This is a genomic window from Pseudoxanthomonas sp. CF385, assembly GCF_900104255.1.
Lineage (GTDB): Bacteria > Pseudomonadota > Gammaproteobacteria > Xanthomonadales > Xanthomonadaceae > Pseudoxanthomonas_A.
Genome location: NZ_FNKZ01000001.1, coordinates 1,240,769 through 1,255,343 on the forward strand (window position 1 = coordinate 1,240,769; position 14,575 = coordinate 1,255,343).

At 68.8% G+C, this 14,575-nt stretch carries 15 protein-coding genes; 6 read left to right on the forward strand and 9 right to left on the reverse strand.

Features of this window, described 5'->3' with window-relative positions; genetic code table 11:
• Positions 1-26 precede the first annotated feature (26 nt).
• Positions 27-677 carry a peptide-methionine (S)-S-oxide reductase MsrA gene (msrA, locus tag BLT45_RS05475; protein WP_093296170.1) on the forward strand — a complete coding sequence of 217 codons (651 nt, stop codon included), beginning with the start codon at positions 27-29 and terminating at the stop codon, positions 675-677.
• A 9-nt stretch (positions 678-686) separates the two neighbouring features.
• On the opposite strand, the gene BLT45_RS05480 is transcribed toward msrA, so the two are convergent.
• The 6 genes from BLT45_RS05480 to ahpC form a co-directional block, all read right to left on the reverse strand.
• Positions 687-1,328 (reverse strand): hypothetical protein, encoded by a 642-nt coding sequence (locus BLT45_RS05480; RefSeq protein ID WP_093296172.1) that lies wholly within the window; start codon positions 1,326-1,328, stop codon positions 687-689.
• Positions 1,325-2,290 (reverse strand): transaldolase, encoded by a 966-nt coding sequence (locus BLT45_RS05485; protein ID WP_093296174.1) that lies wholly within the window; start codon positions 2,288-2,290, stop codon positions 1,325-1,327. The genes BLT45_RS05480 and BLT45_RS05485 overlap by 4 nt, the downstream gene beginning before the upstream one ends.
• A 112-nt stretch (positions 2,291-2,402) precedes the next feature.
• Entirely contained in the window at positions 2,403-2,843 is a 441-nt protein-coding gene (rnk, locus tag BLT45_RS05490) for a nucleoside diphosphate kinase regulator (protein WP_093296176.1), read from the reverse strand.
• 111 nt (positions 2,844-2,954) lie between these two features.
• Positions 2,955-3,914, reverse strand: coding sequence for a DNA-binding transcriptional regulator OxyR (oxyR, locus tag BLT45_RS05495; protein ID WP_093296178.1), 960 nt, complete (start codon positions 3,912-3,914; stop codon positions 2,955-2,957).
• Between the two features lie 56 nt (positions 3,915-3,970).
• On the reverse strand, positions 3,971-5,557 hold the full coding sequence (gene ahpF / locus BLT45_RS05500) for an alkyl hydroperoxide reductase subunit F (RefSeq protein WP_093296181.1): 1,587 nt from the start codon (positions 5,555-5,557) through the stop codon (positions 3,971-3,973).
• Positions 5,558-5,785: 228 nt separating this feature from the next.
• Positions 5,786-6,349 (reverse strand): alkyl hydroperoxide reductase subunit C, encoded by a 564-nt coding sequence (gene ahpC, locus BLT45_RS05505; protein ID WP_093296183.1) that lies wholly within the window; start codon positions 6,347-6,349, stop codon positions 5,786-5,788.
• A 375-nt stretch (positions 6,350-6,724) separates the two neighbouring features.
• Here ahpC and prmC point away from each other — a divergent pair, with 375 nt between their 5' ends.
• From prmC to BLT45_RS05525, 4 genes are all read left to right on the forward strand, one after another.
• Complete coding sequence (gene prmC / locus BLT45_RS05510; RefSeq protein ID WP_093296185.1) at positions 6,725-7,594, forward strand: peptide chain release factor N(5)-glutamine methyltransferase; 870 nt, start codon at positions 6,725-6,727, stop codon at positions 7,592-7,594.
• Between the two features lie 30 nt (positions 7,595-7,624).
• Positions 7,625-8,566 carry a prolyl aminopeptidase gene (gene pip / locus BLT45_RS05515; protein ID WP_093296187.1) on the forward strand — a complete coding sequence of 314 codons (942 nt, stop codon included), beginning with the start codon at positions 7,625-7,627 and terminating at the stop codon, positions 8,564-8,566.
• 29 nt (positions 8,567-8,595) lie between these two features.
• Positions 8,596-9,489: a dienelactone hydrolase family protein gene (locus tag BLT45_RS05520; RefSeq protein ID WP_093296190.1), complete on the forward strand. Its 894-nt coding sequence runs from the start codon at positions 8,596-8,598 to the stop codon at positions 9,487-9,489.
• A 64-nt stretch (positions 9,490-9,553) separates the two neighbouring features.
• Positions 9,554-9,979, forward strand: a complete 426-nt coding sequence (locus tag BLT45_RS05525) for a DUF4019 domain-containing protein (protein ID WP_175455733.1) — start codon at positions 9,554-9,556, stop codon at positions 9,977-9,979.
• A 7-nt stretch (positions 9,980-9,986) separates the two neighbouring features.
• Here BLT45_RS05525 and BLT45_RS05530 read toward each other — a convergent pair whose 3' ends face one another.
• Genes BLT45_RS05530 through BLT45_RS05540 form a run of 3 tightly spaced genes read right to left on the reverse strand, consistent with a single transcriptional unit; the run spans position 9,987 to position 12,075 of the window.
• Entirely contained in the window at positions 9,987-10,547 is a 561-nt protein-coding gene (locus tag BLT45_RS05530; RefSeq protein WP_093296196.1) for an NUDIX hydrolase, read from the reverse strand.
• A 30-nt stretch (positions 10,548-10,577) separates the two neighbouring features.
• Positions 10,578-11,489: a 5'-3' exonuclease gene (locus BLT45_RS05535; protein ID WP_093296202.1), complete on the reverse strand. Its 912-nt coding sequence runs from the start codon at positions 11,487-11,489 to the stop codon at positions 10,578-10,580.
• A gap of 10 nt (positions 11,490-11,499) precedes the next feature.
• Positions 11,500-12,075, reverse strand: a complete 576-nt coding sequence (locus BLT45_RS05540; RefSeq protein WP_093296205.1) for a nitroreductase family protein — start codon at positions 12,073-12,075, stop codon at positions 11,500-11,502.
• A 153-nt stretch (positions 12,076-12,228) separates the two neighbouring features.
• Between BLT45_RS05540 and BLT45_RS05545 the strand changes: the two genes are divergently transcribed.
• Positions 12,229-14,544 (forward strand): DUF1631 domain-containing protein, encoded by a 2,316-nt coding sequence (locus BLT45_RS05545; RefSeq protein WP_093296208.1) that lies wholly within the window; start codon positions 12,229-12,231, stop codon positions 14,542-14,544.
• Positions 14,545-14,575 lie beyond the last annotated feature (31 nt).

Sequence of the window (14,575 nt, forward strand, 5' to 3'; positions counted from 1 at the left end):
CTTTCCACCGACACACGAGGTTCGCCATGCTGGGTATCGGAGCCTACAAGCAGCGCATGCCGCGCGCGGAAGACATGTTGCCGGGCCGCACCGCGCCGCTGCCGTTGCACAACACCCATTTCGTCAACGGACACCCGCTGCGCGACGCGTTCGAGGGCCTGCAGCAGGTCGAGTTCGGCCTGGGCTGCTTCTGGGGCGCGGAACGCAAGTTCTGGACGTTGCCGGGCGTGTTCACCACGGCCGTGGGCTACGCGGGCGGCGGCACGCCGAATGCGACCTACGAAGAGGTGTGCTCGGGGCAGACCGGCCACAACGAAGTGGTGAAGGTGGTCTACGACCCGGCGCAGGTCTCGTTCGAACGCCTGTTGCAGGTGTTCTGGGAGAGCCACGACCCCACCCAGGGCATGCGCCAGGGCAACGACGTGGGCACCCAGTACCGTTCGGGCATCCATTGCCACACGCCCGAGCAGCAGGCGGCTGCCGAGGCCAGCCTGCAGGCCTACCGGCAGACGCTGCGCGCCGCCGGCTACGGCGACATCACCACCGAAGTGGTGTATCCGGCGCCGGCGTTCTACTACGCCGAGGACTACCACCAGCAGTACCTGGCGAAGAATCCTAACGGCTACTGCGGCCTGGGCGGTACCGGCGTGAGCTGCCCGATCGGGCTCGATGCCTGACGGCCGGTCTTACTGCCGGGTGACGCCGCAGACGTAGACGACCTCGCAGGCACCGCCGCCGGTATCGGTACGGCTGGTCGAACTGCGCCAGCGCCAGCCGTCCCGCGCGTTCGCTTCCACCAGCCAGCCATCGATGCGCACGCGCTCGCCCTTGCGCACGTCGGCCAGCGCCTGCGCGACGGCATCGTTGCCGGGGATCATGTGCATGTTGGCGCTGCTGCCGGCGATCTCGTTCGGCGGCAGCGGTGGCTGGTCGCTCCAGCGGTAGTGGTACCAGCGCGAGGACTGGCTGATGTCCAGCGCATCGATCACCGCGTCTTCCGTCATGCGCGCCCAGCCGAGCGCCAGGTCGGTCGGCGACAGGTCCGACTCGCGGCCGCTGCGATAGTTCTCCCGCGACAGCACGCGCGCTTCCACGCTGAAGCCGGCGAGCGGCGTCAGCGTGGCGGCGTCGAGGGCGAAGGGCGCCAGGCCGCCGGGCACGTCCGTCTGCAGCGGCGGCTCGCCTGACGCCACGCGGGGCGGCAGCGGGCAGGCGAGCGTCAGGTCACCGGCCGACGCGGGGGCTTTCGGTCCCACGCGTTTTTCGGAGAACCACCAACCCGCCAGGCATACCAGGATGCCGATGACCAGCAGGGTCCGCAGGCTCACGCGGTGAGCTTCTCGCGGATGGTCGCGCGCAGGGCGGCCAGGTCCTTGGCGAACGCATCGATGCCGGCGGCGAGCTTTTCCTTCGCCATCGGGTCGGCCTCGATCGCGGCGGCGAAGTGCTCGGCCGTCACCGGTGCGGCGGTCACCGGCTCGGCGGCACCGGGCGACAATGTGCGTGGCAGGTCGCCCGTTTCCTGGTCCAGTTTCTCCAGCAGGTCCGGCGAGATGGTCAGGCGGTCGCAACCGGCCAGCGCCTCGATCTGCGCGGTCGAACGGAACGAAGCGCCCATCACCACGGTGGGCGAGCCGCGGCGCTTGAACTCGGCGTACACGCCACGCACGAACACCACGCCCGGATCCTCATCTATGTTCGCCGGTGCCTGACCATTAGCCACATACCAGTCGAGGATGCGGCCCACGAACGGGGAAATCAGGAACGCGCCGGCTTCGGCGCAGGCGATCGCCTGGGTCGGATTGAAGATCAGGGTGAGGTTGCAGTCGATGCCTTCGGCCTGCAACACGCGCGCGGCTTCCACGCCTTCCCAGGTGGAGGCGACCTTGATCAGGATGCGGTCGCGACCGATGCCCTGGTCGGCGTACATCTGCACGAACTTGCGGGCCTTGGCCACGGTGGCGGCGGTGTCGTAGGCCTGGTCGGCGTCGACCTCGGTGGAGACGCGGCCGGGGATCAGGCCGGCCAGCTTCGCGCCGACGCCCACGGTCAGGCGGTCGACGACCTCGTCCACCCGCGCCTCGCCGCCGCCCTGCGCACGCGCCCAGGCGAGCTGCTCTTCGATCAGGTCGGCATATACCGGCAGATCCAGCGCCTTCTTCACCAGGGTGGGATTGGTGGTGCAATCCACCGGCTTGAGGCGCTTGATGGCGTCGTAATCGCCGGTATCGGCGACGACGACGGAGAGTTCGCGGAGTTGCTGCAGCTTGGTGGGGGAGGTGTCGGACATGGGCGTCGAAAAGGCGGGGAAACGGGCGACAAGTATGCCCTGTCCCGCGGGGGCAGGCCCGGCCGCGGGAGCGTACTTTTCGTGGATTGACGCGATAGCGGGCGTTGCCCGCTCAGCGGTGCAGGTCGCCGCGGGCTTCGGGCTGGTAGTCGATCGCGGTCACGCGCAGGCGCAGCGGCCGGTTGCCGGGTGCGTGCCAGTCGATGGTCTGGCCGATGGCCAGGCCGAGCAGGGCGCTGCCGACCGGCGCCAGTACCGAGACGCGTCCGGTTTCGACGTTCGCCTCGTGGGGATACACCAGGGTCAGGCGATGGTGTTCGCCGGTGAGTTCGTCCTCGCATTCCACGCGCGAGTGCATCGTCACCACGTTGTCCGGCATCCGGTCCGGCGCGCGCACGTCGGCGCGGTTCAGTTCGTCGATCAGGGCGAGTGCGGCCGGATGCCGGCGCAGCACGGGCGTATCGAGCAGGGCCTCCAGGCGCGAGAGGTCGCGGCTGGAGACGACGAGCGGGGGAAGCGAGGGCGGCAGGCCGCTGGTGCGGGTGTGGTTCATCGGTGGTCTCGGTTGTTTTGGGATCGCGCAAAAGGAAACGGGCGACGCGTCGCCGCGCCGCCCATCGGTATCCTGTTTGCCGCCTTACCGTAGCCCGGAAGGCGGCGGGGTTCAAGCCGCGCGGGCGCGCGGCGTGGGGCGCCCGGCCGGGGGCTGCGCGCCACCGGTGTCCGGTTCCAGCAGGCCGGCCGGCAGTTCGCGGAACACGTGCGCCAACTGCAGCAGGAAATCGCTCATCGCCGAACTCTTGCGCCACACCATCGCGATCTGCCGGCTCGGGTGCGAATCGCTGAAACCGAGCAGGTGGATGTTCTCCGAACGCGCCACGGGCGGCTTCACCGCCAGGGTCGGCAGCAGGGTGATGCCGACGTCGGCGGCGACCATCTGGCGCAGGGTTTCCAGGCTGGTCGCGCGGAACTCGGACTTCTCGTTCGCTCCGGACAGCCGGCAGACGTCGAGTGCCTGCTCGCGCAGGCAATGGCCATCCTCCAACAGCAGTAGGCGCTGGTCGGCGAGTTCGGCCAGGGCCAGCGAGTCGCGCCGCGCGAGCGCATGCGATTCCGGCACGGCGAGGACGAAAGGTTCCTCGAACAGGAATTCGGTGTGCAGCTGGTCGTCGGCCACCGGCAAGGCCAGCAGGCCGGCGTCGAGCTTGCCTTCGCGCAACCGCGAGAGCAGCACGTCGCTCTTCTCCTCGACCAGCAGCAGTTCCAGATCGGGGAAGCGGGTGCGGATACGCGGCACCACGTGCGGCAGCAGGTAGGGGCCCAGCGTGGGGAAGATGCCCAGTCGCACCGTGCCCGCCTCGGGATCCTGGCTGCGGCGGGCGGCTTCCTTCATCTGCTCGACTTCCGCGACGATGCGGCGCGCGCGGTCGGCGGCATCGCGCCCGGCCGGCGTCAGCATGACCTTGCGCGGCGCGCGCTCGACCAGCGGCACGCCCAGTTCGTCCTCCAGCTTCTTGATCTGGGTGGAGAGCGTGGGCTGGCTGACGTAGCACGCCGCCGCGGCCCGGCCGAAATGCTTGTGGTCCGCCAGGGCCACCAGGTACTTCAGGTCGCGCAGATTCATCGGAACCCTCCCTCAAGGAACCGCGGGGCGGGCGGCAACGCCGCCCGCACGGCACATCATGCCGCGACTGCGTCCGCCGCTTCCACCGGTGCCGACGTGCGGATCAGGTGGTCGAAGGCGCTGAGTGCGGCCTTCGAGCCTTCGCCCATGGCGATGACGATCTGCTTGTACGGCACGGTGGTGGCGTCGCCGGCCGCGAACACGCCCGGCACGCTGGTCTGGCCGCGGTCGTCGACGATGATCTCGCCGCGCGGGCTCAGCGCGACGACGCCCTTCAGCCACTCGGTGTTCGGCAGCAGGCCGATCTGCACGAAGATGCCTTCGAGCTCGACGCGGTGCGTATCGCCGCCGGTACGGTCCTTGTAGACCAGACCGTTGACCTTGCTGCCGTCGCCCAGCACTTCCGTCGTCTGCGCGCTGGTGACGATGCGCACGTTCGGCAGGCTGCGCAGCTTGCGCTGCAGGACGTCGTCCGCACGCAACTGGCCGTCGAACTCGATCAGGGTGACGTGGGCCACGATGCCGGCGAGGTCGATCGCCGCTTCCACGCCGGAGTTGCCGCCGCCGATCACCGCCACGCGCTTGCCCTTGAACAGCGGGCCGTCGCAGTGCGGGCAGTAGGCCACGCCCTTGTTGCGGTAGTCGTTCTCGCCGGGCACGTTCATCTGCCGCCAGCGCGCACCCGTGGACAGGATCACCGTCTTCGACTTCAGCGAGGCGCCGTTGGCGAGCTGCACTTCCACCAGGCCGTCCTGGCCGGCGGGAACAAGCTTCTCCGCGCGCTGCAGGTTCATCACGTCGACCTGGTAGTCCTTGACGTGCTGCTCCAGGGCCGCGGCGAGCTTCGGACCTTCGGTGTACGGCACGGAGATGAAGTTCTCGATGGCCATGGTGTCCAGCACCTGGCCGCCGAAGCGTTCGGCCGCCACGCCGGTGCGGATGCCCTTGCGCGCGGCGTAGATCGCGGCCGCAGCGCCGGCGGGGCCGCCACCGACGACGAGCACGTCGTACGGGACCTTGGCCTTGATCTTCTCGGCCTCGCGCTTGCCCGCATTGGTGTCCAGCTTGGCGACGATCTCTTCCACGCCCATGCGGCCCGCGCCGAACACTTCGCCGTTGAGGAAGATCGTCGGCACCGACATGACTTCGCGCTGCTCGACTTCCTGCTGGAACAGCGCACCGTCGATGGCGACGTGCTGGATCTTCGGGTTCAGCACCGCCATCAGGTTCAGCGCCTGCACCACGTCCGGGCAGTTCTGGCACGACAGCGAGAAATAGGTTTCGAAGCGGTACTCGCCGTCCAGCGTGCGGATCTGTTCGATCACGTCCTGCGCCAGCTTCGACGGATGGCCGCCGACCTGCAGCAGCGCCAGCACGAGCGAGGTGAATTCGTGGCCCATCGGCAGGCCGGCGAAGGCCAGGTGGATGTCGTGGCCCGGCGAGGTCAGCGCGAACGACGGCGTGCGTTCGCCACCACGCTGCTCGGTGACAGTGATCTTGTCGGAGACGTCCTGCAGATCCTTCAACAACGCCTGCAGCTCGGCGGAACCGGCGCTGTCGTCGAGATGGGCGGTGATGTGGATGGGGCGCACGGCCTTTTCCATGTAGGCGGTGAGCTGCGTCTTCAGATTGGCGTCCAGCATGGCGAACGTCTCCGTGGAGGAAATCGGGGAAAGGGGGGCAGGCGTTTGCAGGAGCGGCATGCGCCGGGGGAGAGAGGAAGCCGGTCAGGGAGGGGAACCGGCGAGCGGCGCATGCCGCTGCTGCAAACGTCCGTTGAGTGACCGACCTCCGGGCCATGACCCGGAGGTGGTGTGATGCGCTGAAGCTGGCGCGTTCCAGCGGGGAACGCGCCGGTACTGCGGAAACGCTTAGATCTTGCCGACCAGGTCCAGCGACGGAGCGATCGTCTGCGCGCCTTCCTTCCACTTGGCCGGGCAGACCTGGCCGGGGTTGGCGGCGGTGAACTGGGCGGCCTTCAGCTTGCGCAGGGTCTCCGACACGTCACGGGCGATCTCGTTGCTGTGGACCTCGGCGGTCTTGATGACGCCTTCCGGGTTGATGACGAAGGTGCCGCGCAGGGCCAGGCCTTCTTCTTCGATGTGCACGCCGAAGGCGCGGGTCAGCTGGTGGGTCGGGTCGCCGACTAGCGGGAACTGGGCCTTGCCCACCGCCGGGGAGGTTTCGTGCCACACCTTGTGCGAGAAATGCGTGTCGGTAGTGACGATGTAGACCTCGGCGCCGGCCTTCTGGAACTCGGCGTAGTTCGTCGCGGCGTCTTCCACTTCGGTCGGGCAATTGAAGGTGAAGGCGGCCGGCATGAAGATCAGGACCGACCACTTGCCCTTCAGGGTGCCGTCGGTGACTTCGACGAATTCGCCGTTGTGGAAGGCGGTGGTCTTGAACGGCTGGACCGCGGTGTTGATCAGGGACATGGAAGATCCTCGTGAGTGGAGTGGGTGTGGTGAAGTAATGAGGCGATGGTAGGCAACGGCTATTGATTCCTCAAATCGATTGATGGAATTGAATAGATAGTTTTTGACTATCAAGAGGTGGGGGCGAAGGCTCTCCCAGGCAAGTACGTGCCGAAGTTTCGATATCAAATCTTTGTTTTTCAATGATTTAAGGGTGATCCGCCGGACGGCTACGCCCAGCAGCGCGCCCGCTTCTATCGCGCCATCAGGCACGCGTACCGACTGCCAGGACGCGGTCGACGCCGTCTTCCGCTCCATACGCCATTGAGCACCATGATGGTGCGTCGCGGCGATACGTGGGCGTCCGGAGAGCGGTGGCCCGTTACCATGCGCGCCATGTCCCACGACGCTCCTCTCCGGCTGGACCACGCCCTACGCGCCGCCGCCGCCCGCCTGGCCGGTCCCGATGCGCGCCACGAGGCCGAGCACCTGCTGCTGCACGTGCTCGGCCGCGATCGCGCCTGGTTGTTCGCGCATGGGGATGCGCCGCTGGCAGCCACGGAGGCGATCGCTTTCGAGGGGCTGCTGCAGCGTCGGCTCGCCGGCGAGCCGGTGGCCTACCTGGTGGGCCGTCGAGGGTTCTGGACCCTGGACCTGCAGGTTTCGCCAGCCACCCTGATCCCGCGCCCGGAAACCGAGCGCCTGGTCGAACTCGCCCTGGCGCGCCTGCCGGACGACACGTCGCTGCGCATCGCCGATCTCGGGACCGGGACCGGTGCGATCGCGCTGGCGCTGGCCAGCGAGCGGCCGCAGGCTCGCGTGATCGCCACCGACCTCAGTGACGACGCTCTGACCATCGCTCGGGCGAACGGCAGCGCCAACGACCTGAAGAATGTCGAATTCCGCGCCGGCAGCTGGTGGACACCGGTGGCGGGCGAACGCTTCCACCTGATCGCCAGCAATCCTCCGTACATCGCCGAGGGCGATGCGCACCTGGCGCAGGGCGACCTGCGTTTCGAACCGCCGGCGGCGCTGTCATCCGGCGCCGACGGCCTCGACGCGATCCGCATGATCGTGGCGGGCGCGCCCGTGCACCTGCTGCCCGGCGGCTGGCTGCTGCTGGAGCACGGCTGGGACCAGGGCGCCGCCATCCGCGCGCTGATGACGGCGGCGGGTTTCGTCGATGTCGCCACGGAGACCGACCTGGAGCAGCGCGACCGCGTGACCCTTGGGCGCGTCACGGAAGGGCAAGACGCGAGCCGCTAGACTGTCGCTTTCACTCAGGACTCGCCGCCCATGCGCACGCTGTACCCCGATATCGAGCCCTTCAACACCGGCACCCTGAAGGTCGACGACCGCCACACGCTGTACTACGAGCAGTGCGGCAATCCGCAGGGCAAGCCGGTAGTGCTGCTGCATGGCGGGCCGGGCGCGGGCTGCAGTCCGAAGATGCGCCGTTTCCACGACCCGGCCAAGTACCGCATCGTGCTGTTCGACCAGCGCGGCTCCGGTCGCTCCACGCCGCACGCGGACCTGGTGGACAACACCACCTGGGATCTCGTCGCCGATATCGAGAAGCTGCGCGAGAAACTCGGCATCGACCGTTGGCAGGTGTTCGGCGGCAGTTGGGGTTCGACGCTGGCGCTGGCGTACGCCGAAACGCACCCCGAGCGCGTGACCGAACTCGTGCTGCGCGGCATCTTCATGCTGCGCCGCTGGGAGCTGGAGTGGTTCTATCAGGAAGGCGCGAGCCGCCTGTTCCCGGATGCGTGGGAGCACTACATCACCGCGATCCCGTCGGTCGAGCGCCATGACCTGATCTCCGCCTTCCACCGGCGCCTGACGTCCGACGACAAGGCCACGCGCCTGGCGGCGGCGAAGGCCTGGAGCGTGTGGGAAGGCGCGACCAGCTTCCTGCACGTGGATGCCGATTTCGTCAGCGGGCACGAAGAGCCCGAGTTCGCGCTGGCGTTCGCGCGCATCGAGAACCACTACTTCGTCAACGGCGGTTTCTTCGAGGTCGAGGACCAGCTGCTGCGCGACGCGTCGCGCATCGCCGATATCCCCGGTGTGATCGTGCACGGCCGCTACGACGTGGTCTGCCCGATCGCCAATGCGTGGGAGCTGCACAAGGCCTGGCCGAAGGCGAAGCTCGAGATCACGCCGGCCTCGGGCCATTCGGCGTTCGAAGCCGAGAACGTGGACGCGCTCGTCCGCGCGACGGACGCCTTCGCCTGACCACACCGCATCGCAACCGGAAGAACGCCATGGATCCGTCGCGCGCCACCGCCTCCACGTTCGACCAGCGCGTGCTGGACCTGTACGACGACTACGTCCATGGCCGCGTCGATCGCCGCGGGTTCCTGTCCGGCGCAGCGCAGTTCGCCGTCGCCGGCACGACCGCCGCGGGCCTGCTGGCGGCATTGACGCCGCAGTACGCGTTCGCGGCGCAGGTGGCGGCGGACGATCCGCGCATCAGCACCATGTACCGCACGTTCCCGGCACCGCAAGGCCATGGCGAAGGACGCGGTCTGTTGGCGATGCCCCGCGCGCCAGGACGCCATCCGGTGGTGCTGGTCGTGCACGAGAACCGCGGATTGAATCCGTACATCGAGGATGTCGCCCGGCGCCTGGCGGTGGCCGGCTTCATCGCATTCGCGCCGGATGCGCTGTATCCGCTCGGCGGCTATCCCGGCAACGACGACACCGGTCGCGAGATGCAGGCGAAGCTGGATCGGGACAAGGTGTTGGCCGACCTGGAAGCCGCCGCGCGCTTCGCCCATGCGTTGCCACGCGGGAACGGCAAGCTCGGCGTGGTCGGTTTCTGCTTCGGCGGACTGGTGACCAACCTGCTGGCCGCGCGCCTGCCGGACATCGTTGCGGCCGGCGTGCCGTACTACGGCGGCCAGCCGTCCACGGAGGACGCGGCGCGCATCAAAGCGCCGTTGTTGCTCCACTTCGCGGCGCTCGACACGCGCGTGAACGCCGGTTGGCCCGCCTACGAGCAGCAGCTGAAGGCGGCCGGCGTCGACTACACCGCGCATGTCTATCCCGACGCGAACCACGGGTTCCACAACGACACCACGCCCCGCTATGACGCGGCCGCTGCCGCGCTGTCGTGGGAGCGCACCCTGGCGTTCTTCCGCAAGCACCTGGACTGAAGCGTCCGGTTGCGGCACGGGACGCCGATCAGGTCACCACGGCAGGCGACATGCGGGGTGCGGGATGGGGACGAGGGTGCCGGCGGGCACGCCGGGTGCGGCGATGCCGCGCCTCGGGCTCGAGGACGTGGATATCCAGCGACTCGGCATGGCGGCGCTGCGCCTGGTGCGCGTCATCGAACAGGGCGACATCGGTGCGCTGTGGGACGCAGCCTCGGCGCTGGTGCGCGCCTCGCTGTCGCGCGATGACTTCGTCGCGTCGCTGACCGCACAGCGCCGCGCCTTGGGATGGGGCACCGAGCGCCGCTGGGTGGCGATCCGGATCGATCATGCACGGGAGCGCGGTTCGTTGCCGGCCGGGACCTACGCGATGCTGGAGTTCTCCAGTCGCCTGGGCGAGGGTCGGTCGCTGTATCGCGAGCGGGTGACGCTTCGGTACGAAGATGGGGGTGTCTGGCGCCTGGCCGGTTATCGCGCGGACCCCGAATGAGCGACGCTCAGCCGCGCGGCGTGCCGTCCAGGTTGTGGTCGATCATCCACAGGCCGGCCCAGAGCTTCGCATCGAGTTCGTAGCCTTCGGCCATCTTCTGCGCCAGCCACGCGGCGGCACGCGCACGCGGAATGGCGTGCACGGTGATGTCCTCGTCGCCATCGCCGCCGCCGTCGCCCACCTTGCGCAGGCCGGTAGCGCGGACGAAGGCGATCTTCTCGCTGCTGCTGCCCGACGACGTGGGACCGATCATCAGCACATCGGCCTGTGCGGCGGTCCAGCCGGTCTCTTCCTCCAGTTCCCGGATCGCCGACACCTCGATGGATTCGTCGGCGTGGATGTCGCCGACCAGTCCGGCCGGCATCTCGATGGTCAGCGCCTGCAGCGGCACGCGGAACTGCTCGACGAACACCACCTCGTCGTCCGGCGTGACCGCAATGATGATCGCCGCCAGCCCGCCGGCATGCGCGCGCTCCACGTACTCCCAGGTGCCGCGGACCATCATCCGCTGGTACTTGCCTGACCAGACCACCTGCGGCGGCGCCTTGCGCTTGTCGTGTTCGTCCATGACCCGATGCTAGCCGCTGGCGATGACGATTTACAGGCGGGGCGGGCCGCCGTCTTCGAGTCCGGCGGCCACGCGCAGGCGTCGCCGCGTCATCGGGCCGAAGCGCAGGGCATCGGACAGGCCCGCGAGCATGTCGCCGTCGGCCTGACCGCGCGCGTGGCCGTGGGCGATGTCGCCGAGGGGCGCGTCCAGCGCGATGGTGGTGAGTTGACGCCAGAGCAGGGCGTGCTCGCGCTGTTCGCGCAGGCGCGTGGCCATGGTCGCGGCGCCGCGCAGCCGGAGGAAGGCCACTTCGTCGATGCGGGCGAGCAGGGTGTCGAGATCGCCGAAGTGGGCGAGCAGGATGGCGGCGGACTTCGCGCCGATGCCGCTGACGCCCGGGATGTTGTCCACGGCGTCGCCGGTCAGGGCGAGGTAGTCGGCGATCTGCCGCGCCTCCACGCCATGGCGCGCCTTGACGCCCGCCATGCCCCAGCGCTGGCCGCGCGCGAAATCCCATTGCTCGTCGTGTTCGCCCAGCAACTGCGACAGGTCCTTGTCGGCCGACACGATGACGCCGCGGAACGCCTGCGGCCGCGCCGCATGCAGGGCGCTGCCGATGAGGTCGTCGGCTTCGTATTCGCCGTGCGACAGCACGCTCAGGCCGAGTGCGGCGCAGAGCGCCTTGCAGTGGGTGAACTGCCGGCGCAGCGCCTCCGGCGCGGGGTCGCGGTTGGCCTTGTAGGCCGGGTACAGGCGGTTGCGGAAGCAACTATCCAACGCTTCGTCGAAGGCGATCGCGATGTGCGCGGGGCGCTCCTTCTCCAGCAGTTCCAGCAGGAAGCGCGCGAAGCCGTGCACCGCATTGGTGGGCCAACCGTCGGCATCCTGGAACTCATCCGGGATCGAATGCCAGGCGCGGAAGACGTACAGGCTGGCATCGACCAGATAGAGGGCGTGCACGCTGGCGACCTCAGGGCGTCCAGTCGGTCAGCAGCGCGGACGGATCCGGGCGGTCGCGTTCGGGCGCGTCCACCTGCGGCGTGCCGATGTGGATGAAGCCGGCGACGCGTTCGTTGGGCGCGAGCCCGAGCGTCGCGGCGATGGCTTCGTCGTAGGCCATCCACCCGGTCAGCCACTGCGCGCCGAAGCCCATCGCCTGCGCGGCCTGCAGCAGCGCGAAACACACGCTCCCGGCGGTCAGCAACTGCTCCTGTTCCGGCACCTTGTGGCCGGCGGTCAGCCGGGCGACGACGGTAACGATGGTGGGCGCGTGGGAAAAACGCGCGCGATCCTTCTCGACCACGGCGTCGGCGGCATCGGGGTCGAGATGCAAGGTGCGTGCCGCAAGGCGTTCGCCGAGCGCATGGCGGGCTTCGCCCTGGATGCGGATGAAGCGGAACGGCACCAGTTTGCCGTGGTCGGGCACGCGGACCGCCGAGGCGAGCATGCGGTGCAGGGTGGCGTCGTCGGGGCCGGGGTTGCCGAGCTGCTTGGAGGGCACCGAACGACGGGCGTCGAGGAACTGCAGGGGGGAGGGGAGCGACATGCGTCAAGTTTAGCGTGTCACATCTTGTTGCATGGCACTAAAATGCCGAGGCCATCACGGTTGCCTGCACCACGGATTTCCTACGATGGCAGTGCGGATTCCGGTCCGCCTCCCCCGAACTCCTTTCGCCTGCCAAGGCGGGGAACCTTGTGCATGTCGAACGTCCTCAATATCGCCGATCGTCCCGGCCGGGAAACGCGCATGCTTGATCAGGCGCGTGAAGCCGCCATTCCGCCGTTGGTGGACGCCTTCGCGGTGGCGCTCGGCCGTTTCGACGATGCGCTGTTCGACCGAGCCGAGCGCGCCGGCCCCTCGCAGATGGCGTTCCTCGACGCCATGCGCGAGCTGCGCCGCCGGCGCGAAGACATCATCGTGCGTTTCCGTACCCACCTGCAGCTGGCGTGGAAAGCGCTGCAGGACGGCCAGCCGCTCTCCATGGAGGACGCGTTCGCGCAGTCGGGGGAGAACGCACTCACCCTGATGACCGATCAGGAGCTGGAATCCCGCCTGGCGGTGCGCAACCTGGCCAGCGTGATCCTGCGCGACTGCAAGCCGGTGCTGATCCGCCTCGACCGTCGCCTCGGTTACCTGGCCGGGCAGTCCACGCTGGAGCCGGAATTCAATCCCGTCGGCCCCGAACACATCGGCGTCGCCGTGCACCAGGGCTTCGCGGCCTGCGATCTCACCGCCGAGGTCCGGCTGGTGGTGATCAAGCTGTGCGAGCGCGACCTGGTGCCCGCGATCGCGCGCGTCTACACCGCGCTGGACCAGCGCCTGGCGCAGATGGGCGTGATGGCCGATCTGCCGGAGCCTCCGGCCCGGCGCGCGCCGAAGCCCGACGTGGCGCAGGAACTCGAAGACCTGATGGGGAGCGAAGAGCCCGGTGCGCCCGCCTGGGCGGCCCGCTTCCTCAACCGCATGGCCGGCGTGAACCGCGGTCTGCAGGCGACGCACGCGGCGCCCGCGCCCGCCGCCGGCTTCGGCGATGTGCCGCCCGGCTATTCCACGGCACCGGGGACGCAAGGCGTCCTGCTGGAGGCCCTGCATCATCTGCTGCAGGAGTCGCGCCGTGGCCGTGACGTTTCGCAGGAGCCGTCGCGTCCCTCGCATCCGCAGCGCGATCTCTCGCAGCGCGAGATGCTCTCCGTGCTGTCCCTGTTGCAGGCCACGCCCAGTGCAACCCTGCGCGCCGCCATCGGCGATACCGGCGAATCGCTCTCGCAGCGCCTGAAGAACGAAGTGCTCAGCAGCGCCATGCAGCTGGGCGTGGATCCGTCGACGGCGCGCCTGGCACCGGTCGACGAGGACGCCATCGACCTGGTCGGCATGCTGTTCGACGTCATGCTGGACGAACGCGACCTGGACGGCCGTCCGCGCGAACTGATCGGGCGCCTCGTGGTCCCGTTCGTGAAGGTCGCCCTGCTGGACCGCCGGATGTTCGTGCAGAAGACGCACCCTGCGCGCCGCCTGCTCAACGTGCTGGCCGAGGCCTGCGAAGGCAACAACGGCGAGAGCGCGGCCGAGCGCACGCTGCTGACCAAGGTCGAGGAAGTGGTCGACCGGCTGGTGGCCGAGTTCAACGAGAACCTCGCGATCTTCCTGACCCTGGAAGAGGAGTTCCGCTCCTTCCTGGAGCAGCACCGCCGCCGCATCGAGATCGCCGAGCGCCGTGCCGCCGAGATCCAGCGCGGCCAGGAGCGTCTGGAAGCCGCGCGTGCGCGGATGAACGGCGAACTGGACGAGCGTCTGGCCGACCGCACCGTGCCGCAGGCGATCGAGGACTTCCTACGCCAGCCCTGGGCGCATCACGTCACCATGACGGTGCTGCGCGAGGGCGAGGAAGGCGAGGGCCTGCGCGAATCGCTGGCGCTCGCCGACGGCGTGCTCGAGGAGCTCACCGAAGCGCAGCGCCATGTCATCGGCAAGCCGTGGCTGCAGGCATGGCGCCCGGGGTTGCTGAAGGTCTTTTCCAGCGTCGGCATGAACCTGGACGCTGCCGGCAGTGCGGTCGATGCGCTGCACGACACGTTGCAGGCGGTCGCCGCCGCCCGGCCGGATCTCGAGAAACCCCTGCCGGAACTGCCGCAGGTGGTGCTGCCCAAGCCGGCCGTCGACGAGGAGACCACGCCGATCCAGCTGGTCGCCGGCGCCGACACGCTCGACTTCGACCACAGCGATGCCGACCACTTCCGGGGGCTGGCCATCGGCACCTGGCTGGACTTCATCGACAAGGACAACAAGGTGCAGCCGGGCAAACTGTCGTGGGTCAGCCCGATCTCCTCGCGCCTGCTGTTCGTCAACCGCCGCGGCGTGCGCTTCTGCGTCGCCTCGCCGGAGGAACTGGCCGCGATGGTCCGCCTGGGCCGCCTGCGCACGCACCAGAGCGAGGACGCGTTCGACAGCGCCATGCAGGGCGTGATCGAACGCCTGGAACCGGTCCCGCCTGTCACACCAACCCCGCTGACCTGAGCCTGCGCGGCTCCGCCGCGCTCTGCTAGCA

What these genes read in the sequence shown, in the direction of transcription:
- oxyR (WP_093296178.1), bottom strand. Translation starts at nt 3,914, where the DNA reads ATGAATCTGCGCGACCTGAAGTACCTGGTGGCCCTGGCGGACCACAAG.
- BLT45_RS05525 (WP_175455733.1), top strand. Translation starts at nt 9,554, where the DNA reads ATGGGGACGAGGGTGCCGGCGGGCACGCCGGGTGCGGCGATGCCGCGC.
- BLT45_RS05520 (WP_093296190.1), top strand. Translation starts at nt 8,596, where the DNA reads ATGGATCCGTCGCGCGCCACCGCCTCCACGTTCGACCAGCGCGTGCTG.
- BLT45_RS05545 (WP_093296208.1), top strand. Translation starts at nt 12,229, where the DNA reads ATGTCGAACGTCCTCAATATCGCCGATCGTCCCGGCCGGGAAACGCGC.
- BLT45_RS05485 (WP_093296174.1), bottom strand. Translation starts at nt 2,290, where the DNA reads ATGTCCGACACCTCCCCCACCAAGCTGCAGCAACTCCGCGAACTCTCC.
- prmC (WP_093296185.1), top strand. Translation starts at nt 6,725, where the DNA reads ATGTCCCACGACGCTCCTCTCCGGCTGGACCACGCCCTACGCGCCGCC.
- ahpC (WP_093296183.1), bottom strand. Translation starts at nt 6,349, where the DNA reads ATGTCCCTGATCAACACCGCGGTCCAGCCGTTCAAGACCACCGCCTTC.
- pip (WP_093296187.1), top strand. Translation starts at nt 7,625, where the DNA reads ATGCGCACGCTGTACCCCGATATCGAGCCCTTCAACACCGGCACCCTG.
- msrA (WP_093296170.1), top strand. Translation starts at nt 27, where the DNA reads ATGCTGGGTATCGGAGCCTACAAGCAGCGCATGCCGCGCGCGGAAGAC.
- rnk (WP_093296176.1), bottom strand. Translation starts at nt 2,843, where the DNA reads ATGAACCACACCCGCACCAGCGGCCTGCCGCCCTCGCTTCCCCCGCTC.
- ahpF (WP_093296181.1), bottom strand. Translation starts at nt 5,557, where the DNA reads ATGCTGGACGCCAATCTGAAGACGCAGCTCACCGCCTACATGGAAAAG.
- BLT45_RS05530 (WP_093296196.1), bottom strand. Translation starts at nt 10,547, where the DNA reads ATGGACGAACACGACAAGCGCAAGGCGCCGCCGCAGGTGGTCTGGTCA.
- BLT45_RS05540 (WP_093296205.1), bottom strand. Translation starts at nt 12,075, where the DNA reads ATGTCGCTCCCCTCCCCCCTGCAGTTCCTCGACGCCCGTCGTTCGGTG.